This is a genomic window from Marinobacterium profundum (assembly GCF_001528745.1).
GTDB lineage: Bacteria > Pseudomonadota > Gammaproteobacteria > Pseudomonadales > Balneatricaceae > Marinobacterium_A > Marinobacterium_A profundum.
The window spans coordinates 1-25,564 of record NZ_BCNS01000091.1; the positions used below are offsets into that span (position 1 = coordinate 1).

Annotated in this window: 21 protein-coding genes; 13 read left to right on the forward strand and 8 right to left on the reverse strand. The window is 55.8% G+C overall.

The window, feature by feature from the left end:
* Nucleotides 1-351 precede the first annotated feature (351 nt).
* Complete coding sequence (locus MPRO_RS05990) at nucleotides 352-912, reverse strand: class I SAM-dependent methyltransferase (RefSeq protein WP_067288792.1); 561 nt, start codon at nucleotides 910-912, stop codon at nucleotides 352-354.
* Nucleotides 913-935: 23 nt separating this feature from the next.
* A complete protein-coding gene (rep, locus tag MPRO_RS05995) occupies nucleotides 936-2,948 on the reverse strand; it encodes a DNA helicase Rep (protein ID WP_067288795.1) in 2,013 nt (670 codons plus the stop codon).
* A gap of 304 nt (nucleotides 2,949-3,252) precedes the next feature.
* Between rep and MPRO_RS06000 the strand changes: the two genes are divergently transcribed.
* On the forward strand, nucleotides 3,253-4,965 hold the full coding sequence (locus tag MPRO_RS06000) for a two-component system response regulator (RefSeq protein ID WP_067288798.1): 1,713 nt from the start codon (nucleotides 3,253-3,255) through the stop codon (nucleotides 4,963-4,965).
* Nucleotides 4,966-5,127: 162 nt separating this feature from the next.
* Here MPRO_RS06000 and MPRO_RS06005 read toward each other — a convergent pair whose 3' ends face one another.
* The 5 genes from MPRO_RS06005 to MPRO_RS06025 form a co-directional block, all read right to left on the reverse strand.
* On the reverse strand, nucleotides 5,128-6,072 hold the full coding sequence (locus tag MPRO_RS06005; protein WP_067288801.1) for an amidohydrolase family protein: 945 nt from the start codon (nucleotides 6,070-6,072) through the stop codon (nucleotides 5,128-5,130).
* Between the two features lie 27 nt (nucleotides 6,073-6,099).
* Complete coding sequence (locus tag MPRO_RS06010) at nucleotides 6,100-7,038, reverse strand: YncE family protein (RefSeq protein WP_067288804.1); 939 nt, start codon at nucleotides 7,036-7,038, stop codon at nucleotides 6,100-6,102.
* Between the two features lie 174 nt (nucleotides 7,039-7,212).
* Nucleotides 7,213-8,187, reverse strand: coding sequence for a YncE family protein (locus MPRO_RS06015; RefSeq protein WP_067288807.1), 975 nt, complete (start codon nucleotides 8,185-8,187; stop codon nucleotides 7,213-7,215).
* 129 nt (nucleotides 8,188-8,316) lie between these two features.
* Nucleotides 8,317-8,733, reverse strand: coding sequence for a GlcG/HbpS family heme-binding protein (locus MPRO_RS06020; protein ID WP_067288810.1), 417 nt, complete (start codon nucleotides 8,731-8,733; stop codon nucleotides 8,317-8,319).
* A 52-nt stretch (nucleotides 8,734-8,785) separates the two neighbouring features.
* A complete protein-coding gene (locus MPRO_RS06025; RefSeq protein ID WP_067288814.1) occupies nucleotides 8,786-9,802 on the reverse strand; it encodes a LacI family DNA-binding transcriptional regulator in 1,017 nt (338 codons plus the stop codon).
* A 305-nt stretch (nucleotides 9,803-10,107) separates the two neighbouring features.
* On the opposite strand from MPRO_RS06025, the gene MPRO_RS06030 reads away from it, so the two are divergent.
* From MPRO_RS06030 to MPRO_RS06085, 12 genes are all read left to right on the forward strand, one after another.
* Nucleotides 10,108-10,581, forward strand: a complete 474-nt coding sequence (locus MPRO_RS06030) for a TRAP transporter small permease (protein ID WP_067288817.1) — start codon at nucleotides 10,108-10,110, stop codon at nucleotides 10,579-10,581.
* On the forward strand, nucleotides 10,578-11,858 hold the full coding sequence (locus MPRO_RS06035; RefSeq protein ID WP_067288820.1) for a TRAP transporter large permease subunit: 1,281 nt from the start codon (nucleotides 10,578-10,580) through the stop codon (nucleotides 11,856-11,858). The genes MPRO_RS06030 and MPRO_RS06035 overlap by 4 nt, the downstream gene beginning before the upstream one ends.
* Before the next feature lie 19 nt (nucleotides 11,859-11,877).
* Complete coding sequence (locus MPRO_RS06040) at nucleotides 11,878-12,855, forward strand: DctP family TRAP transporter solute-binding subunit (protein WP_067288832.1); 978 nt, start codon at nucleotides 11,878-11,880, stop codon at nucleotides 12,853-12,855.
* Between the two features lie 320 nt (nucleotides 12,856-13,175).
* Nucleotides 13,176-14,195, forward strand: a complete 1,020-nt coding sequence (locus MPRO_RS06045; protein WP_067288835.1) for a 4-hydroxythreonine-4-phosphate dehydrogenase PdxA — start codon at nucleotides 13,176-13,178, stop codon at nucleotides 14,193-14,195.
* A 19-nt stretch (nucleotides 14,196-14,214) separates the two neighbouring features.
* Nucleotides 14,215-15,387 carry an L-rhamnonate dehydratase gene (locus tag MPRO_RS06050; RefSeq protein ID WP_067288838.1) on the forward strand — a complete coding sequence of 391 codons (1,173 nt, stop codon included), beginning with the start codon at nucleotides 14,215-14,217 and terminating at the stop codon, nucleotides 15,385-15,387.
* Nucleotides 15,388-15,397: 10 nt separating this feature from the next.
* On the forward strand, nucleotides 15,398-16,387 hold the full coding sequence (gene araD1, locus MPRO_RS06055) for an AraD1 family protein (protein WP_067288840.1): 990 nt from the start codon (nucleotides 15,398-15,400) through the stop codon (nucleotides 16,385-16,387).
* Nucleotides 16,388-16,398: 11 nt separating this feature from the next.
* The gene (locus MPRO_RS06060) at nucleotides 16,399-17,982 is read left to right on the forward strand and encodes an aldehyde dehydrogenase (NADP(+)) (protein ID WP_067288843.1); all 1,584 of its coding nucleotides are present in this window, start codon (nucleotides 16,399-16,401) and stop codon (nucleotides 17,980-17,982) included.
* 291 nt (nucleotides 17,983-18,273) lie between these two features.
* Complete coding sequence (locus MPRO_RS06065) at nucleotides 18,274-19,269, forward strand: TRAP transporter substrate-binding protein (protein ID WP_082708483.1); 996 nt, start codon at nucleotides 18,274-18,276, stop codon at nucleotides 19,267-19,269.
* A 64-nt stretch (nucleotides 19,270-19,333) separates the two neighbouring features.
* Nucleotides 19,334-19,912: a TRAP transporter small permease gene (locus tag MPRO_RS06070; protein WP_067288846.1), complete on the forward strand. Its 579-nt coding sequence runs from the start codon at nucleotides 19,334-19,336 to the stop codon at nucleotides 19,910-19,912.
* Nucleotides 19,909-21,195, forward strand: coding sequence for a TRAP transporter large permease (locus MPRO_RS06075; protein ID WP_067288856.1), 1,287 nt, complete (start codon nucleotides 19,909-19,911; stop codon nucleotides 21,193-21,195). Before MPRO_RS06070 ends, MPRO_RS06075 begins: the two co-directional genes overlap by 4 nt.
* Before the next feature lie 202 nt (nucleotides 21,196-21,397).
* Nucleotides 21,398-22,453, forward strand: coding sequence for a 4-hydroxythreonine-4-phosphate dehydrogenase PdxA (locus tag MPRO_RS06080; protein WP_067288860.1), 1,056 nt, complete (start codon nucleotides 21,398-21,400; stop codon nucleotides 22,451-22,453).
* Nucleotides 22,454-22,631: 178 nt separating this feature from the next.
* Nucleotides 22,632-23,546 (forward strand): AEC family transporter, encoded by a 915-nt coding sequence (locus MPRO_RS06085; RefSeq protein ID WP_082708485.1) that lies wholly within the window; start codon nucleotides 22,632-22,634, stop codon nucleotides 23,544-23,546.
* A gap of 428 nt (nucleotides 23,547-23,974) precedes the next feature.
* Here MPRO_RS06085 and MPRO_RS06095 read toward each other — a convergent pair whose 3' ends face one another.
* Nucleotides 23,975-25,498: a YifB family Mg chelatase-like AAA ATPase gene (locus MPRO_RS06095; RefSeq protein WP_067288870.1), complete on the reverse strand. Its 1,524-nt coding sequence runs from the start codon at nucleotides 25,496-25,498 to the stop codon at nucleotides 23,975-23,977.
* Nucleotides 25,499-25,564: the final 66 nt, after the last annotated feature.

Genomic DNA, 25,564 nt, shown 5'->3' on the forward strand with positions numbered 1-25,564 from the left:
GCCGGCGAGCACTGAGGTCATTCGGCGATCAGGCCCGAAGGGGCGCAACAGGGACTGATGCGCCCGCGATGAGGTACATGGATGTACCAACTCCTAACCTTGAGAGCCGCAGCCCTCCGAATGATTTCAGAGCACAGCGAATAGGCTTCATCGGGGGCGTCGTCCGTCAAGATAAAGAGCCTTGGTTACTTTCTTTGCACGAGCAAAGAAAGTAACGCGCCAGCAAGGCGCAACATGAGCCATCAAACCGCTCCGATACCCCAGCCTGCACAGACTCCAACAGGGTCACCTTAATCTCGTCTCAACTATCGCAATGGGTCGATGTATGGTGAAAGTGCTCTAGCAACCTGATCAGCGGCGGCGAAACAGATAATCGTCGAAGCAGTCGTCACCGCGCGTCACACTCACGCAACTCAGCAGTTCAAGCGCAGGGTCGATAGCCTTGAGTTCGCCCGGCGCTACACAAAAGCGGGCAGGAAAGCCGTGCCGTTCATTTTGCTCCAGATTGAAAGTGCTGAATGCCAGCAGGCCGCCCGGCACCAGGGCGGCTGCCAATTGCGGCCAGAGTTCAGCTTCGGGCTTGTAACGACAAACAAGGATGTTATCGAAGGGGCCCAGGCCCTGCAGGCAGTCCGGCTGAGCCAAATCACGGCAGTGGGTCTGGATTGCCAGCTGTTCGACACTGGCAAAGCCCGACAGGCGAGCCAAACCAACCTCGGCGATATCCACCGCCGTTACCGCAAATCCCAGCCGTGCCAGCTCAAGGCTCCCAGCACCGTCGCCCGCGGCCAGGTCCAGCACTGAACCTGGCAAAAGCCCAGGCGCCACCTGGGTCACAAAGGCCGGGGTTGCAGGAGCGACTTGCGAGCGGGCCTCGTAACGGCGGTTCCATTTTTCCCGTGCGGCATTCATCTGCAAATCCTTGAAAAGATGACCTAAAAACTGTCGAGCAAACTTTTTAAACTGTTTAGCGTCGCCTTTCCCCGCGCCTTGTTCTGATCCTGATTACGCTCCAGCCCCTCGATCACCAGATCTTCCTGCGGTATTTCGTCGATAAAGCGACTCGGCAGGCAGTCCACCATCTCGCCGTACTGCTTGCGCTGGCGCGCCAGGGTCATGGTGAGGGTTTCCCGCGCACGGGTGATGCCGACGTAGGCCAGCCGGCGTTCTTCCTCGATGGTGCCCGTTTCGATGCTGTTGCGGTGCGGTAATAGCTCTTCTTCCATCCCCATCATGAACACATGGGGGAACTCCAGCCCCTTGGACGCGTGCAGCGTCATAAGCTGCACCCGGTCTGAGTCATCTTCTTCTTCCTGGCGATCCAGCAGGTCGAGCAGGATCAGGCGGGTGATGGTTTCCTCGATACCGGCATCGGGATCGTCTTCACGCAGCCTGTCGAGGGTAGAGCGAATGGAATCCAGCAAAAACCAGACATTTTTCACCCGCTTGTCGGCCGCAGCTTCACTGGCGGTGTTCTGCCGTATCCAGCCTTCATAGTCGATATCGCGCACCATTTCACGAATGGCATCCACCGGATCGCCTTCCTGGCACTGGCGATAGATACGCTGCATCCAGTCGCGGAAACGGCGCAGACGATCGATCGCCTGGGCCGGCAGCATCTGCTCGAGCCCCATTTCGTCACAGGCCGCAAACATGCTCACCTGGCGTTCAGAGGCATAGGTGCCGAGCTTTTGCAGCGTGCTCGGGCCTATCTCGCGCCTGGGCGTATTGATGATGCGCAGGAAAGCATTGTCATCATCCGGATTGATCAGCACTTTGAGGTAAGCCATTACATCCTTGATCTCGCCGCGGGAGAAAAAGGAGGTGCCGCCACTGAGCTTGTAGGGCACCTGGTAAGCCTGGAGCTTGACCTCCAGCAGACGGGCCTGGAAATTGCCGCGGTAGAGGATGGCGAAATCCTTGAAAGGCACAGCCTTGCGCAGGTGCCTGTCGAGTATTTCGGTGGCAATGCGCTCGCACTCGGTTTCTTCGTTGCGGTTATAAATGATCCGGATCGGCTCGCCGTAGCCCATGTCGCTCCACAGTGTCTTTTCGAACACATGGGGATTGTTGGCGATCAGGGTATTCGCAGCCTTCAGAATCAAGCGGGTGGAACGGTAGTTCTGCTCCAGCTTGACCACTTTAAGGCTCGGGAAATCCTCATTGAGCTGAATCAGGTTCTCGGGCCGTGCGCCGCGCCAGGCGTAGATCGACTGGTCATCGTCGCCCACCACCGTCAGGGCGCCACGATGCCCCACCAGCTGGCGCACCAGCCGGTACTGCGACAGGTTGGTGTCCTGGTACTCGTCCACCAGCAGGTAACGGATACGCCCCTGCCAGCGCTCCAGCACCTCGGGATTGTTCTGAAACAACCGCACCGGGATCAGAATCAGGTCGTCAAAATCCACCGCGTTGTAGGCCCGCAGATGGATCTCGTAGGACTCATAGGCGCGGGCCGCCAGAATCTCATCCGGGCCCTGGGCCTGGGCCAGCGCCTGGCCGGGCTCCAGCATGTCGTTTTTCCAGTTTGAAATCTGGTTACGTACGCTATCGACCTGCTCGGCATCCTCATCCTGCTGCAGCATCAGATCACGCAGCAACGCCTTGCTATCCTGATCATCGAACAGCGAAAAAGCAGGCTTCAACCCCAGGATACGATGTTCCCGTCGAATGATATTCAGACCCAGGTTGTGAAAGGTGGATACCTTAAGACCGCGGGCTTCCTTGCCTTTCACCAGCTGCCCGACCCGCTCCTTCATCTCGCGGGAGGCCTTGTTGGTGAAGGTTACGGCGGCGATATGACGCCCCTCAACACCGCACTTATGGATCAGATAAGCGATCTTGCGCGTGATAACGCTGGTTTTGCCGGAGCCAGCGCCGGCCAGAACCAACAGCGGGCCACCCACATACTCCACCGCTTCTTTCTGTCTGGGATTGAGCTTGCTCATGAGTCAATATTCGAAAAAGTGCTAAAGCCGCAGGAAACACGGCCGCTAACCGTCAATATCGGAAGGGGAATCCGGAACTGGCTAGGTTCTGGATACATTCAAGGATTGACTGAAATGACAGCACAACTGCCTGATTAAACGGGCTTTCGCTGTCATTTGTAGTGTTGGCGGCTCGTGCCAAGTTTGTCCTGCGCATTATGCCACGAACAGCACCACACAAGCACAAAGGATCCCTCACCAACCAGCGGCTGCAGTCCAACGCACGCACTTGAGAATTGCTGTCCAATTGTGGGGTATTAACTTGATGCAGTCTGCCCAGCGGCAAACCAGCGAGTCAGTGATCAAACTACTGATCGTCGCTGATGATCTCCAGACATCGGACAAGATCTGCACCCTGCTCAACACCGAACATGTATACGATATACAGTATTGCGAAGATGTGTCCCAGGCACTGATTCTGATCGGCTGCGAGAAAGTCGACCTGCTATTTCTCTGCCTGCCGGCAAGCCATTTGCTCGACAATGCCACCCTGCTGACCTTCAAGCGCTGCAACAGCACAGTTCCCATCATAGTGCTGGATGACGACATCAATGACCTGACCGGCCGCAAACTGCTGAATCAGTCCGTGGCCGATTACCTGCCACTGCGAACACTGGTAGCCGACACCCTGCAGCGCGCCATTCGCTATGTGCTGGGCAGCCAGCGCCAACATGCCCAGATTGATTACCTGCGCCACGCCGACCCGCTCACCGCCATCGGCAACCGTCAGTATTTCTACCGCCAGCTGCTCGAAGCCCTGGCGCGCATCGACAGTCATCAGCGCAATGTCGCGCTGATCACTGTGGATCTCGACGGTTTTCGCAAGTTTAACAACAGCATTGGCCATTCCGCCGGCGATGATGTGGTGCGCCAGCTGAGCCAGCGATTGCAAACCTGCCTGCAGAACGAGCAGCTGTGCCGTATTGGCGGCGACGAATTTGCCATCATTCTGGAAGTCGAGCAGGACACCGACCTGCGCGCCAGCACTCTGGCGCTGATTACCCGACTGATGCAGCATGTAAGCCACCCCTACCAGTGCAGTGAGCGGGAGATAATGCTGCCCAGCAGCATAGGTGTGGCCTTTGCACCTGAACACAGTCGGGAGCTGGATTCACTTATTCGCCAAGCCTCACAGGCGCGGCAGCGGGCCAAGCAACTACATGGCTGCAGCTATGCCATTTTCGAAGTCGACAAGGACACAGACCCCGCCACCCAGATTACGCTGGAACCCGAGCTGTGGAGCGGCCTGCGCCAGGAGCAGTTCGTCCTTTACTATCAGCCGCGCATTGACCTGCGCACCGGCAAGATCATAGGCGCCGAAGCCCTGATGCGCTGGAACCACCCCGAGCGTGGCCTAGTGCAGCCCGACGAGTTCATCCCCATCGCCGAGAAAACTGGCCTTATAGTTCCCATGGGGTACTGGGCTATTCACCAGGCCGGCCAGGACATGCTCAAGTTCAAGGAAGCGGGCTTTCGTTACGGCAGCATTGGCGTCAACCTGTCATTTCGCCAGTTCAAGGATGACTTCCTCGCCAAGACCATTCGCCGCATTATCGACAAGAATCAGATAGACCCGCACCGGCTGGAATTCGAACTCACCGAAACCGCGCTCTTCTCGGACGAAGCCCATGTGCAGAGCTGCCTGAAAGAACTCAGTGCTCTGGGCATCGACTTCTCGCTGGACGACTTCGGCACCGGTTACTCCTCCTTTGCACTGTTGCAAAAGCTGCCGATCAGCACCCTCAAGATCGACAAGTCCTTCGTCGCCGGCGTGAATCAGAACAAAGATGACGAGGAGATTGTGCGTGCCATCATTAATCTGGCGCACAACCTGCAGAAAAAAGTTATCGCCGAAGGCGTCGAAAACAAGGCCCAGCTGGAATTTCTGATCCGTCACGATTGTGATCAGGTGCAGGGCTATTTTTTCAGCCCACCGGTGCCGATCGAAGACTTTATGCGCATGTTGCGCGGTAACTGAGCAGCAACTGAAAGGCATTCGCCCCCACCACGGGAACCAGATGCAGAGGCACTTCAGAGTCGCAAATCTAGTCCGCCACTCCCTTCAAACAAGGCTCATCGCAGACTTCATGCTTGAGCTGAACAAACGGCTCTCGCGCTTGAGCCGTTGTTCGTCGCGTCCCTACAATCCTGGAATAAACAGTCGCTTTTCATCAAGCCGATACCAGTGGCAGGCGTTGCGCCACAGAATGTCGTCACGCGCTGTCGGCGCGCCAATCCTAATCGCTTCTTCGATCAGCGCCAACCATTGTGAATAGCTAATCTGTAACCCCGATACCGGCATGTTACTGGCAAACAGACAGCGCTGCGGGCCGAAAATTTCGATAACCTGGCACAATAACCGCAGATTTTGTTCCGCGTTCCAATCTTTCCCCGGCACCCCTAACTCGGATAGCTTGACGCAGACATTGGGATTCTCTGCCAGTATCTCCATCTGCTGCCGCCAGCTGCCCAGGCCGGCCTGGGAGCGATCCCAGGGGAGTCCGCAGTGGTTCAGCACGACCCGCAAGTTGGGCCGATGCTCCAACACTTTGGCGGCATCGGCCAGGTGCCAGGCGGGAACACGAAGGTCCCACGACAGGTTGCGTTCCTCGAGCAATGTCAGACCGGCACACCAATTCGCATCCTGCAAACTGCCAGTGCTTCCATTGACCCTATCTCGCTGAGCGGCCGAGGCAGCGGTTACCGGTTTGACCCGAACCCCGCGAAACAGGGCTGAACTCATCTGTCGCTCGAGCCATGCAGCGCAACGCGCAGTTCCGAACGGTGCCCATCCGACATGGGCACAGGGCAACCCTTCGCGCTGCGACAGGGACGCTACCCAGGCGGTCTCATCGCACGCCTGAGTGCGATCAGCCTCGGCTTCGCAGTGAACACTACCAAGCAAGCGATAGCCTTGCGGAATCAAACCTTGCAGCTGCAGAGGCAGAAAGGCACGACGAATCGCGGCATAATCGCCCAGAAAAAAATCACCAACAATCTGATCGCTAAGCCACGGGTAATAGATCCGACCATCAAGTCGCCAAAGGTGATGGTGACTGTCAATCAACCGCTGCACGTCGTTCATCGGCTTTCTCCCCTGGTTGCTGGTGACTTACTTGATCGGCGGCAGATAAGTGACCACGTCGGGAGTATCAAGGGTGTCGAAGTAACGCACGATTTTCTGGCTCTCAAGGTCCAGCACGCCCATCTTGTCACCCACAAAGGTGACGAAAGCACGCTTGCCATCCGGGTGAAAGGCCAGGGCGACCGGACGGTGTTCAAGTTCAATTGACCCCAGCGAGTTGAGCTGCTGATCGAACAGCGCCAGTGAGCTTTCACCGTAATTGGTCACGATCAGGCGATCGTTGGGATCGAGATAGATGCGGGTCGGATCTTCGCCGGTCGCAGCGGTATGGGTCACTTTCAAGGTTTCAACGTCGATCGCGACAATGCTGTTGTCGATGCGGTTGGCGACGAACAGGGTTTTTTCGTCGGCGGATAAACGGTTGCCTTCAGGCTTGCGGCCAGGATAAACCGCGACCGGTGTAAAGGTCGGATCTTGCGGCTTGATCAGGGTAACGGTATGGCTCAGCAGGTTGATGCCAAAAGCAGTTTCACCGTCGCGGCTCAGTGCAAACAGGTGGGTTTTGTAACCGCCCGACGGCACAGCACGATCAGCTTCATCGCGTTTTTCCGGCTCGTCAAAAATCAGCAGAGTGTCGTTGCCTTCGCTCATCGCATAGAGACGATCCTGGTCGTCCATGCCCAAGCCGTGGATGCGATAAAAAGGCCAGGTATTGAGGGTGCGGACGTGTTCACCCTTTTCCAGATCAATAACAAACACCGAGCAACCACCTTGATTACCATAGTGGTGAATACTTTCGATGCCGTAATGGGCGACGTAAGCAAAGCGGCTTTTAGAATCCACCACGAGCTCATGAGGAAAATCCGGTAACCGAATGTTTTTCAGTACCTCACCGCTTTCAAGATCGTAAAAGCTTAATGTATGAGCACACTTCTGATTGAGCAGTAAGACTTCTTTACTTCGCATTGGAGGGTTTCCTATAGTAAAAATCGAAGCCGCGAAACAGAACAAACCGGCACAGGTACCCCTGACCGTTCGATAACAATCTTCGCGGCGAGCTTTTAATTGGGTTTAGTGTCGAGCTTTGCAGCCCATACCTAAGCGGAGGTCGTGGCTGCCTTCACTGTTGCCACAGGCATATCAGGACCGTGGAGTGCCGTTGGCAATGGCATTGCAGTCGTCGGCCAGCATCACAATGGCCGAAACATCGGGTTCCTCGTGGGTGTAAATGCTCTGGCTGATCGCCAGGGTGTCCAGATCAACAATATGCAGCATGTTGTCATCGACACTGAGGTAGGCGTGCTTCATTTCCGGATCCAGACTCATCGCTACCGGCGCGGCCTGCAGATCAATACCGCCAACCCGCTCCAGACTCGACTCATCAAACACCGAGACCGATTTCCCCCCGTAGTTAATGGTCATCAAACGACCGCGGCGACTGTCATGAAAGATGCGTACCGGATCACCCGGCGCCGACGTTGAGGCCACCACGCTGAAGCTCACCGTATCGATAGCCACCAGTGTTTCACTACCCCGGTTGGCGACATAGAGCATTTTTTCGTCGGCTCGCAGCAGGCGCCCCTCGGGCTTTTCGCCGGTATTCAAGGATACCGGTGCAATTGAAGTATCCTGCGGGTTAAAGCGGGTAACATCATTTGAGGCAAGGTTCATTGAATAGCAGGTATTGCCGTCGCGGGTGATCGCAAACAAGTGAGATTTAACACCGCCACTAGGCGCGCTTCGATCCGGCGCTCCTCCTTTTGCCGGGTTATCCCAAACCAGCAGGGTGGAGGCCGTTTCCGACAGAGCATAGAGGCGCCCGTTACCGTCCAGACCTATGCCATGCGGTCGTCCCATTCCCTCACCGCAGCTAAAGCGATCTGCAATCTTTCCTGCCGCTACATCCAGCGCCAGAATTTCATTACCACCGTCACCGGTACTGCCGGAGTTAATCACCCCATAATGGCCGATATAAACGCGCGATCCGTCCGCCGTCAGTACAAACTCATGCGGGAAGTCGGGTAAATCAACTGTGTGCAGCCGCTTGCCGCTCTCAACATCGTAGTAGGACAGACAGTTTGAGCTTTTTTCGATTAACAGCAGAACCTTACGCATCTTATTTTCCTTACAGCGACGTGACCACGCGGTTACGGACAGTCGATCTCCATCACACGGGCGTGGCGAACGCTCAGTTATAAAACAGGCGTAGCGGTGCAATGCTTATATGTATCGCGATGGCGGCCGTCAGATCTGGGCGCCAACCGCCACCAGAGCGGCAGTAGCGACCGCAACATCCTGCTCACCAGTGCCCGAGCCAATCCCAACACCGCCAACCAGCACACCATCGATCCGAATAGGCAGACCGCCTGGCAAGCCCGTGATGCTACCTTCAGTAGCCAGCCCAATAGCGCTACGTACAGTTTCGGGAATACTGCTCGAGGCGCCGCCGGTGGATGCCGAGGTTAGTGCCTTGGCCAGTGCACTTTTGCGACTCAAAAACTTAGCGCCGCTCATCCGGATTTCACCCAGGGTTTCGCCGCTAGCATCAACAATCACGATACATTGCGGCTGGCCCACCTCATCAGCTTTGCTGATAGCCGCCTTGAGCATGGTCATCACCCCGTTATCGGTAAGACTTATAGTGGCCTGGGTAAAACTCATCAGATTCTCCTGTGTCCGTTACTGCGCGCCTATCGCGACGGCCAAAAGGCTGTCAGGTGGTATTACCTTGCACCAAACAAATGGGAGAGCGAACGATGCGCTGAGGTTTTTCGCCGGCGGCAAGCGCGATAATCGCGTTGCCGGCAGCGGTTCCAATGCCGTGACGCGGCAGATCGACCGTGGTAATGCGGGTACGAATGGAGTGCCCTATAGAGGTGCCATTAAAACCGGCAACCGCCACTTGCCCAGGAACCGGAATACCTTGCTCACATAACCAAGCAGTACCACCAACGGCCATGGCATCATTGAGGTAGAAAATGGCATCCGTTTCCGGATACTTCGCCATCAACTGCCGTGTCAGCTCCCGGCCCGATTCGGCTTGGCGCGGAAGATTCGGATCGATCACCTCAACCACCGTCTTGCCAGCGGCTTGCAATGCCTCAACAAACGCCACATGGCGAATCTCTGCACACAGGTCTTTGCCAAGTTCGGCGCCTATATAACCAACATGCTTAAAGTCACGCTCCAAAAAATGCTGCGCCATCAACTGCCCGGCCTCAACATGGCAGGGGCCGATACTGACGTCACCAAAGTCCTCATCCGGCCGCCAAAGATGTACCGACGGACAATGCTTGAAATTCAATAACTTGACGGCACTTTCAGTATGATTCAAGCCACCGCAGATAATCATCCCGAGGGGCTGGATCGAGAGCATGGTTCTAATCAGATCTTCCTCAATCTTGCCGTCGAACAAGGATTCACCGATCAGCGTGTTTAATCCGTGCGGCCGCAGCTGTTCATTAATGCCACTGAGTATTTCAGCGAAAATCGCATTGCTGGCAGAGGGGATAATCACCCCAACAAAGGAGCTGGTTTGCGATTTCAGCGAACCCGCCAGGAAATTTTTGACATACCCCAGCTCATCGGCCGCAGCGAGAACCCGGGCACTGGTTTTTTCCGAAATGCTGCCGGCGCCTCGCAGCACTTTCGACACCGTCATCCGGCTAACGCCGGCAAGCTGGGCAACATCATCCAGCTTGACCAGTTTTTTCTTCTTAATTTCACCCATCCTGCGACCAAGACCTCTGACTATCTGCGGCTCGGCTGTCACCGCATATGCGAAACAAGGACAGGATTCTCAATCACGAACCCAATGCCGAACCGCCTCGCTTGATGCTGATGTCACCGCACAACATTATTTTACGCGTTGACGTACGCTCGAAAGTTAACGTTAACCCAATCGATATGCAAGCAAAACTTTAACATAAAAAAAACCATTTGATTTGTTTGCAATACGTCTTGGCAACCATTAGGGTTATCGTTAAACCTTGTACTGAACACACCATACAAAAAAACTAAATATTGGCATTTCAAATGGCAGATCTCGTTAAAAAAATCTGGAATATCATCGATATTCTATTGGCTGGCTTGATGATGATGATGATCCTCCTCGTCTTCATCAATGTCGTCATGCGCTACGGATTCTCGTCGGGTCTGCGCCCTTCTGTCGAGCTTTCCCGACTCGGGTTCGTATGGATCGTCATGCTCGGCTCGGTCACGGTATTACAACGCGGCGAGCATTTAGCCATTACCGAAATATCCGAGTATTTGTTTCCACGCGCGCTGCCCTTTCTGCGTCGAATCGTCTGGTTAATCATTATTGTCTGTGTCTCCATGTTGTTCTGGGGCTCGCTCAATCAGACCATCGCCAACTGGAGCAACATTTCGCAGCTGACCGGTTTACCTAAAGGGCTGTTCTACCTTGCCGGCGCGCTTTCCGGCTTTCTGATGTTCTTTGTTGCAGTTTTTCGTCTATTCGTACCGGTTAACAAGCGAGATATCCCATGACTCTGGCATTATTTCTTGGCGTCCTCCTCGCCGGCATCATAATCGGTGTTCCAGTCGCATTCTCACTGCTGCTCAGTGCCATTGCACTGATGCTGCACCTGGACCTGTTCAGCGCCGATATCTTGGCGCAGTCACTGATCAACGGCGTCGACAGCTTCCCGTTATTGGCTATTCCTTTTTTCCTGATCGCCGGTGAAGTAATGGCGTCGGGAGGCCTGGCCACCCGTATCGTTCGGCTTGCCTCCAGCCTGCTCGGACACCGCAAAGGCGGGCTCGGATTTGTCGTCATCTTCACCTCTGTATTGCTGGCGGGGCTATCCGGTTCGGCAGTGGCTGATGCAGCAGCACTTTCAAGCATGCTGTTTCCGATGATGGCCAAGGCCAACTATCCCCACGGCCGTTCCGCTGGGCTATTGGCAGCCGGCGGTATCATTGCCCCCGTCATCCCTCCTTCCTTGCCGCTTATCCTTATTGGCGTTGCCGGCAATATTTCGATCGCCAAACTGTTCGTCGGTGGCATAGTGCCGGGCCTTATGATGGGGGCGACACTGGTCATCGTATGGAAAATACTGGTTCGTAACGAAGATCTGGAAGTGATGCCCAAAGCCACGGGCAAAGAGCGGCTCGCGGCACTTCGCGATGGCGTCTGGGCATTACTACTACCGGTTATCATCATTGGCGGTATCCGCTTCGGGATATTCACGCCGACTGAAGCCGCCGTGGTTGCGGCGGTCTACGCCATCTTTGTTTCGACCGTTATCTACCGTGAAATGACCTGGGCCGGTTTCTTCCGGATGCTGGTCACAGCAGCGCGATCATCCGCCATGGTGATGTTTTTGGTCGGCTGCGCCATGGTGGCGGCCTGGCTTATCACGATTGCACAACTGCCCCAGCAGCTGGCGGCCGCCCTCGGCCCACTGGTCGATTCCCCCCGCGCCTTGATGGCGACGATCATGGTAATCGTCTTTCTGGTCGGCATGGTGATGGATCTCGGCCCATCGGTGCTGATCCTTGCCCCTTTGTTTATGCCCGTCGTCAAGATGGCTGGCATCGACCCCGTCTACTTCGGGCTGTTATTCATCATCAATGCCTCCATTGGCCTGATCACACCACCGGTTGGCAACGTCCTTAATGTTGTATGCGGCGTGTCGCGTACTCCCATGAGCTTGGCAGTCAAAGGCGTTTGGCCCTTTGTTCTGGCTTATCTGGTGCTTTTATCACTGTTCGTGGTGTTTCCAAGCATCATTATCGTTCCTATGAATCTACTCATTGGATAACTTCCTAGAGGAAGACTATATGAAAAAACTAATAAAAATCATTTGCGCGGCTTCAGCATTAACGTTTATGGCGGCATCGGCGCAGGCAGAGACTCGCTTGAAATTTGGTCATTCATCGCCCGATACTGATCTGTCACACCAAATGGCATTGATGTTTGCCCAAGAGGTCAAGGAAGGGACCAACGGATCGATTTCAATTGACGTTTTCCCCAACGGCCAGCTTGGTTCAGACAGCCAGCTGATCGACGGTGTACGCTCAGGCATCATTGATTTTGAACTGTCCGGTCTGAACAACTTCACCGGCATGATCCCGGAAGCCGGCGCATTCTCGCTGCCATTCATGTTCCCCAACCGGGATACCGCTTACAAAGTGCTTGATGGTCACGTCGGTCAGGGCGTGCTGGACAGTCTGCAAGAATTTGGCATGAAGGGTCTTGGCTTCGCCGAAAACGGCTACCGCAATATCTCAAACAACCGTGGCCCGATACGCGTACCCGCCGACCTTGCGGGTCTGCAGATGCGAGTAAACAACTCTAAAGCGCTGAATGACCTGTTCCAGCAATTTAACGCGAATCCACAGCAGATCCCTGTATCCGAGCTGTACACCGCTCTGGAAACCGGTGTTGTCGATGCACAGGACCATCCAATCTGGGTTGTCGAAGCCTTCAAATACTATGAGGTGCAGAAATACCTCAGCGTGTCACAGCACGCTTACTCTGCTCTGACCCTTGTCATGAATGCCAAGCGTTTCAACGACCTGACCGAAAAAGAACAGTCTGCAATCACCTCTGCAGCCGCTAAGGCGATCGCCTTCCAGCGCTCGGCCAGCCAGGCTGACGAAGAAGCCAAAATCCAGTTCCTGGAAGACAAAGGCATGATCGTAAACCGCGACGTTGACGGCGCCGCATTCCAGCAAGCCGCTAAACCCGTATGGGAAAGCTTCATCGAGAACAATGGCGATACGCTGGTCAACGAAATCCTGGCAGCATCGAAATAATAGCCAGTGTCTGGGCGGTGGTATCCCACCGCCCAATACATCTGCCTGAATTTTTTGGGGGCCGTTCACCACCTGGTCAACCCCCCGCGGTTATGTGACAGGTCCGTCTCAAACATGTTTCAGGGCTATCGGTAGCTCCTGATTCTGGTCACGACCCACACGCCTGGCCTGGATTATTCAACACAGTACTTTGAGTCAAATTGGATGCTATTTTCACGAAAAAACTGGCCTTCTCTTCAGACCATAAAACAAGACCAGCCGTAATTTGAAAAGCCACATCCAGTCGCTATCTCCCACGCATAAATGAGGATCGAACTCAAATGCATAAACCCACCGTAGCCCTGACGTTAGGCGACCCCGCCGGCATCGGAGCTGAACTGATCGCAAAGTTGCTCAGTATTCCCAACCTGACTGATCATGCCAACATCGTGCTGATCGGCGATCAGTGGCTGTGGCAACAAGGGCAGCAGATCGTCGGTGTCCAGATCAAGACCCGTCAGATCGGCAGCCTGGCTGACGCTCGTCAGTATCAGGACTGCCAACAGGTTTTGCTGGTGACTGTCGACACTATCAGTCCGGCGCAGGTTCAGCTCGGGGTTGCCAGCCCGGCTGGGGGAGCCTCGGTTCTGCAGGTGCTGGATCTTTGCCTCAAGGCGGTCACAAACCGGGATATCGATGCGATCTGTTTTGCCCCGCTCAACAAGCAGGCGATGAAGCTTTCAGGAATGAAGTTCGAAGATGAGCTGCACTATTTCGCCCATGCTCTGGGGGTTACAGGCTTCTTCTGCGAGTTCAATACCCTGGGCGATCTGTGGACCTCGCGGATCTCCTCCCATGTGCCATTCAAAGATATCGCCCGTTATGTGGAAAAGGACCGGATCAAAGATTCCACTCGCCTCATTTACCAGTCACTCCAGTCTGCCGGTTACGCACAGCCCCGCGTGGCCGTCGCTGCCTTCAACCCGCACGGCGGGGACGGCGGTTCCTGCGGTCGAGAGGAGATCGACATCATTACGCCGGCAATCAGCGAACTCAACGTCGAGGGAGTACCGGTGAGCGGCCCCTTCCCGGCCGACACCATCTTCCTTAAAGCCCGCGACGGCGAGTACGACGCCATCGTCACCATGTACCACGACCAGGGCCAAATCGCGATCAAACTGCTGGGGTTTGAAAAAGGCGTCACCGTTCAGGGTGGCCTGCCGGTTCCCATCACGACCCCGGCTCACGGCACCGCTTACGACATCGCCGGCCTAAACAAAGCTAACGTCACCGCCACCGAGCAAGCGTTCTTTATCGCTTGCCGAATGGGTGAAAACTACCGCGGCCAAGCGGCCAAATAACTATCAGGAGCTCTTCTCAATGAAAATCACCAATGTGCGCGCCCGTGTTTTTGAATGGAAAGGCAAGACGGTTCCTCCACAGGCCAACTTCTGTTCCAACGCCATGGATCAACTGTGGGATCGGGGCGACTCGATGGGCACCTTCCGTTTTCACGGCTGGACCGTGGTCGAAATTGAAACCGACGAAGGCATTGTCGGCATCGGTAATGTGGCGCTGGCCCCCCGTATAGCCAAGGCGATCATCGACCAATACCTGGCACCGCTGGTGATAGGCCATGACCCGTTCGACTACGAATACCTGTGGCAGCGCATGTACCGTTCGACTCACGCCTGGGGCCGCAAAGGTATCGGTATGGCAGCGATCTCGGCGATCGATATCGCTCTTTGGGATCTGATGGGTAAGGCCACCGGTCGTCCGGTATTCAAGCTGCTCGGCGGCCGCACCAAGGAGAAAATCCCTTGCTACGCCTCCAAACTCTACCGCACCGACCTAAACGAGATGCAGCGTGAAGCCCAGGCCTACATGGATCAAGGCTTCAGCGCCGTTAAGATGCGCTTCGGATACGGCCCCAAAGATGGTCCCCAGGGCGTGCGTGAGAACATTAAGAGTGTCGAAGCCGTTCGCGAGGTCATTGGGGACGATGTTGACCTGATGCTTGAGTGTTATATGGGTTGGACCCTGGAATACACCAAACGCATTCTGCCCAAGCTCGAACGTTTCGACCCGCGCTGGCTGGAAGAGCCGGTCATTGCCGACGATGTCGACGGCTACGCCGAGCTGAATCAGATGACCAATATCGGCATTTCCGGTGGCGAGCATGAGTTCACCAGCTACGGATTCAAGCAGTTGCTTGATAAACGTGCCGTGTCGGTTATTCAGTACGACACCAACCGCGTTGGCGGCATTACCGCCGCTCACAAGATCAATGCCCTGGCCGAAGTTTACGGCGTACCTGTAATCCCGCACGCCGGCCAGATGCACAACTACCACCTGACCATGTCGACACTGGCATCACCGATGTCCGAGTACTTCCCTGTGCACGACGTAGAGATCGGTAACGAACTCTTTTACTACATCTTCGAAGGCGATCCGACTCCGGTTAACGGCTTCATCGACCTGGATGAGAATCTGCCCGGACTGGGTCTGACCATCTCCGATAAATACCTCGACCAGTTCAACATCATCGAATAAGGGTTCTGACATGCGTTTAATCCAATGTATCCACCAGCAGCAACTGCGCGTCGCCCTGGTTGAGTCAAGCGACACCGTTCGCCTGCTCCACGGCGAAGGCGGTACCTATGCGCTGGCCATGGCCGCGGTCAATAACGGCAACAGCCTGCAGCAGCAGGTTGAAGCCCAGCTCAGCGACGACACCCTCGATTACCAGCAACTGGTCGACAATGGCGACCTGCGGGCACCTGTCAGCCACCCAGATCCGGCTCACTGCCACATTACCGGCACCGGTTTGACCCACCTGGGCAGCGCCGATACCCGCGCCTCAATGCATAGCAACCTCAGCGAAGAAACCCAGCTGAGCGATTCAATGAGGATGTTCAAGATGGGCCTGGAGGGCGGCAAGCCCGCTGCTGGCGAAACCGGCGTTCAGCCCGAGTGGTTCTACAAAGGTGACGGCGATATCGTCATCGCGCCTGAACAGGCGCTGCCGGTACCCCACTTTGCTGAAGATGCCGGCGAAGAGCCCGAGCTGATCGGGATCTACCTCATTGGGCCCAACGGCCAGCCGCTGCGGCTGGGCTTTGCCATCGCCAATGAATTTTCAGACCACAAGATCGAGAAAGTTAACTACCTGTGGCTGGCACACTCCAAGTTACGCGCCTGCAGCTTTGGCCCTGAACTGTTGGTTGGCGACCTGCCTGATCATATTGAAGGCGAGAGCCGCATCGTCCGCGACGGCAAAGTGCTATGGCGCAAGCCGTTCCTGACCGGCGAAGCAAACATGTCACACAGTATTGCCAACCTGGAAGAGCATCACTTCAAGTACGCCCAGTTCCGCCGTGCCGGTGACTTGCATCTGCACTTTATGGGTACTGCCACCCTGAGCTTTGCCGACGGTATCAGCACCATCGCCGGCGACCGGTTCGAGATCGAAGCCCCTCAGTTTGGCCGGCCTCTCTGCAATGGCCTGGAGTTTGAAGTCGATACAACCCCCGTCATCGTTAAATCGCTGTAACAGGAAAGACCATGAAAATTACCGGGAACATGTTACTGGGCCAGAGCGAACAGTTGGGCCAGTACGGCGAGATTTTCGCCATCAACCCCGCCACAGGCGAACAGCTGCCTCCAGCCTTTGGTAGCGGCAACCAGCAACAGGTAACGGCTGCGTGCGCCCTGGCCGAGGACGCTTTTCAGAGCTACCGCAGCACCAGTGCCGAGCAGCGGGCCGCCTTCCTGGAGCAGATCGCTGTCAATATTCTCGACCTTGGCGACGACCTGGTTGAGCGCGCAATGGCAGAAACAGGCCTGCCCCGAGCCCGTATTGAGGGAGAACGGGGCCGTACCATGGGGCAACTACGGTTGTTTGCTGGTGTTGTCCGTGCAGGCCAGGGTCTGGATCCCCGGATCGACCCAGCCATGCCTGAGCGGCAACCGCTACCACGCAGTGACCTGCGCCAGCGCCATGTGCCTCTGGGACCGGTTGCCGTCTTCGGTGCCAGCAATTTCCCGCTGGCATTCTCCGTTGCCGGTGGCGATACCGCATCAGCACTGGCTGCCGGCGCACCGGTGGTGGTTAAAGCGCACTCCGCCCACCCCGGTACTTCAGAACTGGTTGGTCGCGCAATTCAGCTGGCCGTCAAACAATGCGACTTGCACCAAGGCGTATTCTCGCTGCTGTATGGCTCGGGTCGGATGATCGGCACCGGACTGGTCAGCGATCCACGCATCAAGGCGGTTGGCTTCACCGGTTCGCAAGCCGGCGGTACCGCACTGATGAAAATTGCTTTCGAGCGTCCCGAACCGATTCCGGTCTACGCCGAGATGAGCAGCGCCAACCCAATGTTCCTGCTGCCGGCCACTCTGGCCGCCAATCCGACAGCACTGGCCGCCGGTTTCTGTGGTTCGCTGCAGATGGGGGCCGGACAGTTCTGCACCAACCCCGGATTGATCGTGGCCGTCGATGGCGCGCCACTTCAACAGTTCATCGACGAGTGCACCGGGCTGCTATCGCAGAGCCCCAGCCAGACCATGCTCACCCCCGGAATCCAGCAAGCCTATGTCAGTGGCGCCGAGCGTCTTGGACAAAGTACCGGTGTCGAACAGTTGGCCAAAGGCCTGTGCAGCGACGCCCCCAATCAATGCCAGGCAACCCTGTTTGCCACTTCCGCCGAAGCTTTCATCGCCGACAAACGCCTGACCGAAGAGGTTTTTGGTAGTTGTTCGCTGGTGATTCGTTGTCAGGACGAAGCCCAGATGCTTAAAGTCGCCAAGCACCTGGAAGGTCAGCTGACCGCCTCGATTCACTGCAACGACAACGAGAATGAGGACCTGGTTCGCAATCTGATCAGCGTACTGGAACTCAAAGCCGGCCGGGTGCTGTTCAACGGCTACCCCACCGGCGTCGAGGTATGCCACGCCATGGTTCACGGCGGCCCCTACCCGGCCACATCAGATAGCCGAAGCACCTCCGTCGGCGCCGCTGCGATCCAGCGTTTCATGAGACCGGTCTGCTATCAGGATGTACCCGAGAAATACCTGCCTGCCGAGATCGACTCTGCCAACAGCCGGGGTCTGACGCGGTTAGTGGATGGTGTGTTAAGCAACGCCTGAATTAGCAACGACCGATGAGATTGGGGGGCGCCAGAAGCCGGCGCGCCCCCTTGTTTCATGCAGCAGAAACAGAATCCAGACCAGGTTCGCCGACGCTCTCTATAGCTGCGGCTTAAACGTTCACCCCAGGCGCTGAAACCCTCAGCGCTTAATCGAATCGAGAATTTAAGAGCAGGTCCAGTTCACCACTGACCCATCGGCTAGAGCCTTAGCCACATAAAACCAAACAGTGCTTTTTTTGCACCCGATAAGGGTGCCAATTAAGTTTTAACCCTAAAAAGAGATGCAAAAATGAAAAATAAAATAATGCACACCCTAGTCCTTGGCTTCGCCGGTACAGCCCTGACACTAAGCGCAGCTCAGTTGCAGGCCGAAGAACTGATCTTCGGGATTGGAGCCCCACAGGGATCACTTCAGTACAAGACTGCCGAGCGCTTCACCGAGATAGCTAACGCCCGGATGAAGAACGAAGGCCTGGATTACTCGATCGCACTGTTCGGCGATGCCCAACTGGGCAAAGATAAGGCGCTACTACAGAAACTGAAACTGGGTACCGTTCATTTCAGCCAACCATCGTCGATCATGTCTACTGTAAGCGACAAGTTTGCATTGTTCGATATGCCATTCCTGGTCAAAGACCGCGAGCACCTGGCCAAAATTGAGAAAGAGGTATTCTGGCCCCAGATCGCACCAAGCGCCGAAGCCAAGGGCTACACCGTTCTAAGCCTGTGGGAAAACGGTTTTCGCCACATCACCAATAACACCCAAGCGATCAACACTCCGGCGGACCTGGCTGGTGTCAAATTGCGGACACCTAACAGCACCTGGCGCGTCAACATGTTCCGCGAGTGGGGCAGCAACCCAACGCCAATGTCTTTCTCCGAGGTATTCGTAGCATTGCAGACCGGTGTTATCGACGGCCAGGAAAACCCTTTGACAAACATCTACTCAGCCAAGCTGCAGGAAGTTCAGACCTACCTGTCACTGACAAACCACGTCTACACGCCCTCTTACCTGGTAGCGGGCAAGAACACTTGGGCCAAATTACCGGCGGCAGTCAAGACCGCGATCAAAGAGTCAGGCGACCAGGTCAAGCCGTGGATGTACGAGCAGGCAGACAAGTCTGAAGTAGAGCTGCTGGACAAGCTGACAGCCGGTGGCATGAAGGTCAACAAAGCCGACCGAGAGGCGTTTGTTAGCGCCAGCAAGCCAATTTATATCACCTTCGCCTCTCAAGTTGACGGCGGTGAAGCGATGCTGAACACAGTTCTCCAGCTCGCCAACTAATCGATTCTCTTTCAGGGAGGTATTGGCCGGAGAGGTTTGTCCTCTCCGGTCCAGGAGAATAATCATGATTAAACAACTCGCAACCTCACTCGAGCAGCTTCTCGAAGCAATATCGGTGGCACTCATTCTGGCGATGACGCTGGTCATCGTCTTCGGCGTCATCATGCGAAAGTCTGGCGCATCGCTCATTTGGTACGACGAGGTCGCATCAATTCTATTGGTTTGGATCACCTATTATGGATCTGCTACTGCAGCGATAAAGCGCAGCCACCTGGGCTTTAGCGGTTTGCTATTTGGACTTCGAGGTAAGACCCAAAAGGCCGTTTTCTGGTTCACCGAGATCATGGTAATTGGATTCTTCGTCACCATCGGTATCTACGGTTTAATTATTCTCGAGTATTTCCAGGGTGAAACGCTCGTCAGCTTACCCTGGATGTCTGTGATCGTAACCCAGTCGGTCATCCCTATTGGCTCGGCGCTATTTGTGATCGCCGAACTACTCTCCATCCCACAGGCTCTGGACGACATGGCCAGCGGTCGTAACCAGGACCAGGCCGAACTGGAAGAATATGCCCAAGAGTGTGGATTGTCTTGCGAAGGCCTTTTCGCCGACCGTAAAAGCCAATCCGGAGCTACGCCATGATTTATTTACTGCTTTTTGGCACGCTACTGGCCCTGGTTATGATCAACGTGCCGATTGCAATTGCGATCGGGATTACGGCCATCGGCGGCATGCTGGCGGCCAGCGGTAGCGACGCCATGCTGAACGTGCCGCTCACCCTGTTCGACGGCGCCACCAAATTTCCATTGCTGGCGATCCCGCTGTTTGTCCTGGCTGGCGAGCTGATGAATACTTCCAGTATCTCGCGACGACTGATCGACCTGGTATCGGCGATGATCGGCTTTGTTCGCGGCGGACTGGCAATGGTAAACATTGGCGTGTCGATGTTTTTCGCTGAGATCTCGGGCTCAGCCGTAGCCGATGTTGCGGCCACCGGCAGTGTATTAATGCCGGCGATGAAGAAAAAAGGCTATGACCCCCACTTTGTGGCGGCAATCACTTCATCTTCAGCGTCTCTGGCAATCATCATCCCACCATCGATCTCAATGATCCTGTACGGTGCGATCGCCGATACCTCGATCGTTAAGCTGTTCCTCGCAGGTGTGGTGCCTGGCATCCTGGGCGGTGTCCTGATGATGGCGCTGGCATACTACCTGGCCGTCCGTTACAACTTTCCCCGCGAAGAAGGCTTCAGCCTCAAGCGGCTCAGCCAAAAATTCCGCGAGTCAGCCTGGGCCTTGTTGCTACCGGTTATTATTCTAGGCGGGATCTTTGGTGGCATCGTTACCGCAACCGAAGGTGCAGGCCTGGCCGTTTTGGCAGCGCTACTCATCAGTGCCTTTATTTATAAGGAACTGACTCTCAAGCAACTGTACCGCTGCATGGTCCGGGCGTCGGTGCAAACCGCTACCGTAATGCTACTGGTGGCAACCTCGGCGCTGCTGGGACTGTCTCTAACCGAAGCCCGCCTGCCGCAGCAGATGGCTCAAGCGATCATGGAATTCACCGATAGCCCGGTTGTAGTGCTGATGCTACTCAACCTGCTGTTCCTGATATTGGGAATGTTTCTCCACGGCGCCGCCGCGATCATTTTGATAGTCCCGATGGTACTGCCATTGATCCACCAGTTCGGCATAGACCCGATACATTTTGGCCTGATCGTTACGCTGAACCTGGCTATCGGCCAGCAAACGCCACCAGTAGCCAGTGTACTGGCTACTGCCTGCTCTATCGCCAAGGTCGATATCTGGAAAACCAGCCGTGCCAACCTGCCTTTTATCGGGGTGTTGTTCGGATTGTTGATACTGGTCACCTACGTGCCAGGAATCTCCCTGACACTGGTCGACCTGGTCTACGGCCCTTGATAAAAGGCGAACCGAACAAACAACAGGCGCCTACTGCGCCTTGTGTAACTGATTTTTAGATTTTTAAAGTACAGCTGTCAGGCACTGGCGCGTTCTACTTCCGCTACTGCGGATTTTTACGACAACAGCACTGACGGCTGTTTCGCTTACGAGAGGTCTCTACCTGAGGTAGAACCTCTTCCCTTGCATCATAGGAGCCATCATGACCAAAAAAACTATCGCGTTATTACAGGGTGACCCGGCTGGAATTGGTCCGGAACTGTTAATCAAGCTACTGGCCGACAAGACCGTTCGCGAACGCGCCAATCTGCTGGTGATCGGTGATCCCCGAATTTTTGCCCAGGGCGAAGCCACGGTCGGCTCTACCATCGGAAACGTTCGCCACCTGAGCGATAGCCAAGAGCTAACAGCAACGGATCTGGATTTCGGCGACGGTGCTATCCTCCACCTCGATCAGAATTATGCTGGCATCGACGAAGTCCCAACCGCTACTGCGTCAGCGCCCGGCGGGGCTTCTTCGGTTGGTTCACTGCACCGTTCACTGGAACTGTCACGCGACGGTCTGATTGATGCCATCGTTTTTATGCCGTTCAATAAAGAGTCAATGCATCTGGGCGGCAACGCTTTCAATGATGAACTCGGCTACGCCAGCCAGTTCTTCGGTTTAACCACCCCTGCCAGCGAGTTCAATGTTGCCAACGGCATGTGGAACGGTCGGGTGACCTCACACGTGGCGATGAAAGATGTGCCGGGTCTGCTCAGTGTCGAGCGAATCTGTGACTCAATTACGTTGGCCCACGACACGCTCAAGCTGGCCGGTTACGACGATCCGCGCATCGTGGTCTCTGCCTACAACCCGCACGCCGGCGACAATGGCCTGATGGGACGCGAAGAAATCGATGTGATTGTGCCTGCGGTGAAAAAGATGAAACAACAGCAGGTTAACGTCAGCGGCCCTCTGCCGGCCGATACACTGTGGCTCAAGGTTCGCGACGGCGAGTACGATGCCGCGGTGACCATGTACCACGATCAAGGGCAGATCGCGATCAAGCTGCTGGGGTTCGATCGTGGTGTTTCCGTACTGGCAGGACTACCCGTTGCCATTACCACGCCGGCGCACGGTACCGCATTTGATATCGCCGGGCAAAACAAAGCCAACGTGCTGCCTACCCTTAACGCCTTTACGATGGCGGCCAACACAGCCGAGCGACGCAAGGCTACCGATGGTGTTCGGGCGTCACTGGATAACGCCGACTGATAGTGCTTGCCGTTAAAGAGCCGCGATAGCTTTAGCATCGCCGCTCTTTAACGGCTAGCCCTTCACCATACAAGGTCATCGAACCGGGTTCCATTTCCTTAGGGTCCCCGGTTCATCTTGCCGTCTGCAATTTAATTGCTAAATCACTCCCCCTTGGGCAGACCGATACCCCGCAATCATGCATGATCTCGCCTCAACGATACTGATCTGCGTCGCATTGCTGATTCTAACTGGCTATGCGGCAGTGCGCTCCGGCTACCTGAGCGCCGAAATACGACAACCGCTGATGCTGTTTATCAATCACATCTCGGTTCCTGCGTTGCTCGTCAACTCGTTAATACAGGATCGACCTCTAACGCTTCCCGAACCCCGGATGTTATTGGCTTACTTCATCCCGGTGACAACCGTTTTCATGATGCACTGGTGGGCGCTCAAACCTCGCCATCAAGCCACCAATGATTCAACCAGTCAGCAACGCCGCACCGTACTGGCGTTCGGTAGCAGTTACTCCAACATTATTTTTTTGGGGCTGCCGCTGGCGGTAGCAACCTTTGGTGATCAGGTGGCGCTGATGATAATTGTGTTTGGGGTGACTAACAATTTGCTACTGCTGATTTTAGCGGAGCTGACAAGTAACCGACTTAAGCCCGGCCAGTTGGTACAAACGCTGCGCCAAACGTTGCTGACGCCTGTGGTAATCGCGGCCCTGGTGGGATTTTTAACCCGCCTGCAGCCACTGACACCTCCAACTGCGCTCGTAGGTACTATCGACTTACTGAGCAAAACAACGCTACCTTTAGCATGTTTCTGCATGGGCGCAACCCTGGCTACCTTCAAGATCCAGGTTCAGCCGTATCCACTATTGCTGGGGCTCTTTCTCAAAAACCTGTTACTTCCGGCCCTGGTCGCGCTTTGCTGTTATCTGCTAGCGGTCGATCAACAGCATGCTCGCATCAACGTGTTTCTGGCAGCCATGCCCTGCGGATTTTATATGTATATTCTGGCAAGCCGATTTGAGCAGATGCAACTGCATGCCATCGGCCAGATCATGGCCTCCTCATTGCTGTCGCTACTGGTTCTGTCTTGGCTGTAAGCCTTGATGAGACAGCAGCTAATATTCACATGACTACCCACGAGCGACCGAACATCGATAAACAGACCAACCTGTAGAGGCCGCGAATAAAGCTGGACGCCTTAGATGACAATCAGGCAACGTCATTATAACTGGAATATAGCCAACAGTTACTTGGCTCTATTGGGTAAATGTAGCTGCCTGATTATTGGAAATGAGCGCATGACCTCACCCAATAATCGCTAAATCAGTAGTTGAGTAAACACGCCGCAATTTCCATCCCGAATTTCACCTTGTGCACTGCTCCGCTCTTAGAGACGCTTTTAGCGAGTCGCCAGAAAGTGGGCCTGTAATGGTCAACTAAGACCGGACGGTACATTAAGTTCTTCTTCGGCTCTTGCCGGCGGAACACCATCGTTATACTGATGAGGTAAGTGGCTCGCCAAGGCCTAGCGGCCGCCAGAACCACCCTGGCGCAGTAATCCCTGGCGAAAGCTCAGCGCTTCCAGCAACTGTGCTTCACCGACCCGTTCCTCTGCGGCCAGATCCGCCAGGGTGCGTGCCACCCGCAGAATACGATGACAGGCTCGTGCCGAAAGCCCCAGTTTTATAGCAGCATTCACCAGCAAATCCCGCTGTGGCCGTGCCAGTCCACAGACCTGATCCAGCTCAGCCGCACCCAGATCCCGATTGGGCCGCCCCTGGCGCGCCTGCTGCAGACTCATGGCAGCGGCCACACGCTCGGCCACCACGCCACTGGCTTCACCCTGGCCGCTAGCCGGGTCCAAAAGCTGGGCAGGATCCAGCGCCTTCACATTCAGCTGCATATCGAAGCGGTCTAGCAGTGGGCCTGAAATGCGCCCCTGATAGCGCTGAATCTGATCCGGCGTACAGCGACAGCGGCCCGACGGATCACCGAAATAGCCACAGGGGCAGGGATTCATCGCGGCCAGCAATTGAAATCGAGCTGGGAAAAGCATCTGACTGGCGGCGCGGGAGATCAGAATTTCACCGGTTTCCAGCGGTTCGCGCAGTACATCCAGCACAGCGCGGGGAAATTCCGGCAGCTCATCCAGAAACAGCACGCCCTGATGGGCCAGGGAAATTTCACCGGGCCTTGGCTGACTGCCGCCGCCCACCAGCGCCACAGCGGAGGCAGTGTGGTGCGGGTTGCGAAAGGGCCGGCTGCCGTGTCCCACCGTATCAATGGCACAGCCCGCCACCGAATACACCGCCGCCACTTCGAGTCGTTCCTGCTCTCCCAAAACCGGCAACAACCCCGGCAAGCGCGCCGCCAGCATGCTCTTGCCACTACCTGGCGGACCGCTGAAAAGCAAATTATGACTTCCGGCGGCGGCGACCTCCAGTGCCCGGCGTGCCTGATACTGGCCCTTGACCTCGATCAGGTCAGGCAGACCCGTTATGGCTGGTGGTGGCGCTGCTACTCCAGGCTCCAGACTACTATCGCCGCGCAAGGCCGCGCAGACCTGCAGCAGATGATCGGCAACACGTACATCGCAACCCTGCACCAGGGCGGCTTCGGCGCCATTGAGGCGGGGCACCAAGAGGGCGCGATCCAGATCGCGGCAGACGATGGCCGCCGGCAGCACACCGCGCACCGGCCTGATTTCCCCCGCTAGGGTCAGCTCGCCCAGTACTTCCCAGCCATTAAGGGACTCAGGCGGCAGCTGTTTTGAAGCCGCCAGTATGCCCAGCGCAATCGCCAGATCATAGCGTCCGCCTTCCTTGGGCAAATCGGCGGGTGCCAGATTGATGGTGATACGACGTTGCGGGTAATCAAAACCGGAATTGATCAGGGCGCTGCGCACCCGATCCTTGCTTTCACGTACAGCCGCTTCAGGCAAGCCAACGATATTCAGGGATGGCAGGCCCCCCGAGAGGTGCACTTCCACCGTAACCGCTGGCGCACCTATACCCAGCATTGCGCGGGCATGAACCACTGCAAGTGACATAGTTACCATCCCTGGTTTGCGGTTACTCCCAAGCGGTGCTGCCCGGTGTTGCGCGCTTTCGCACCA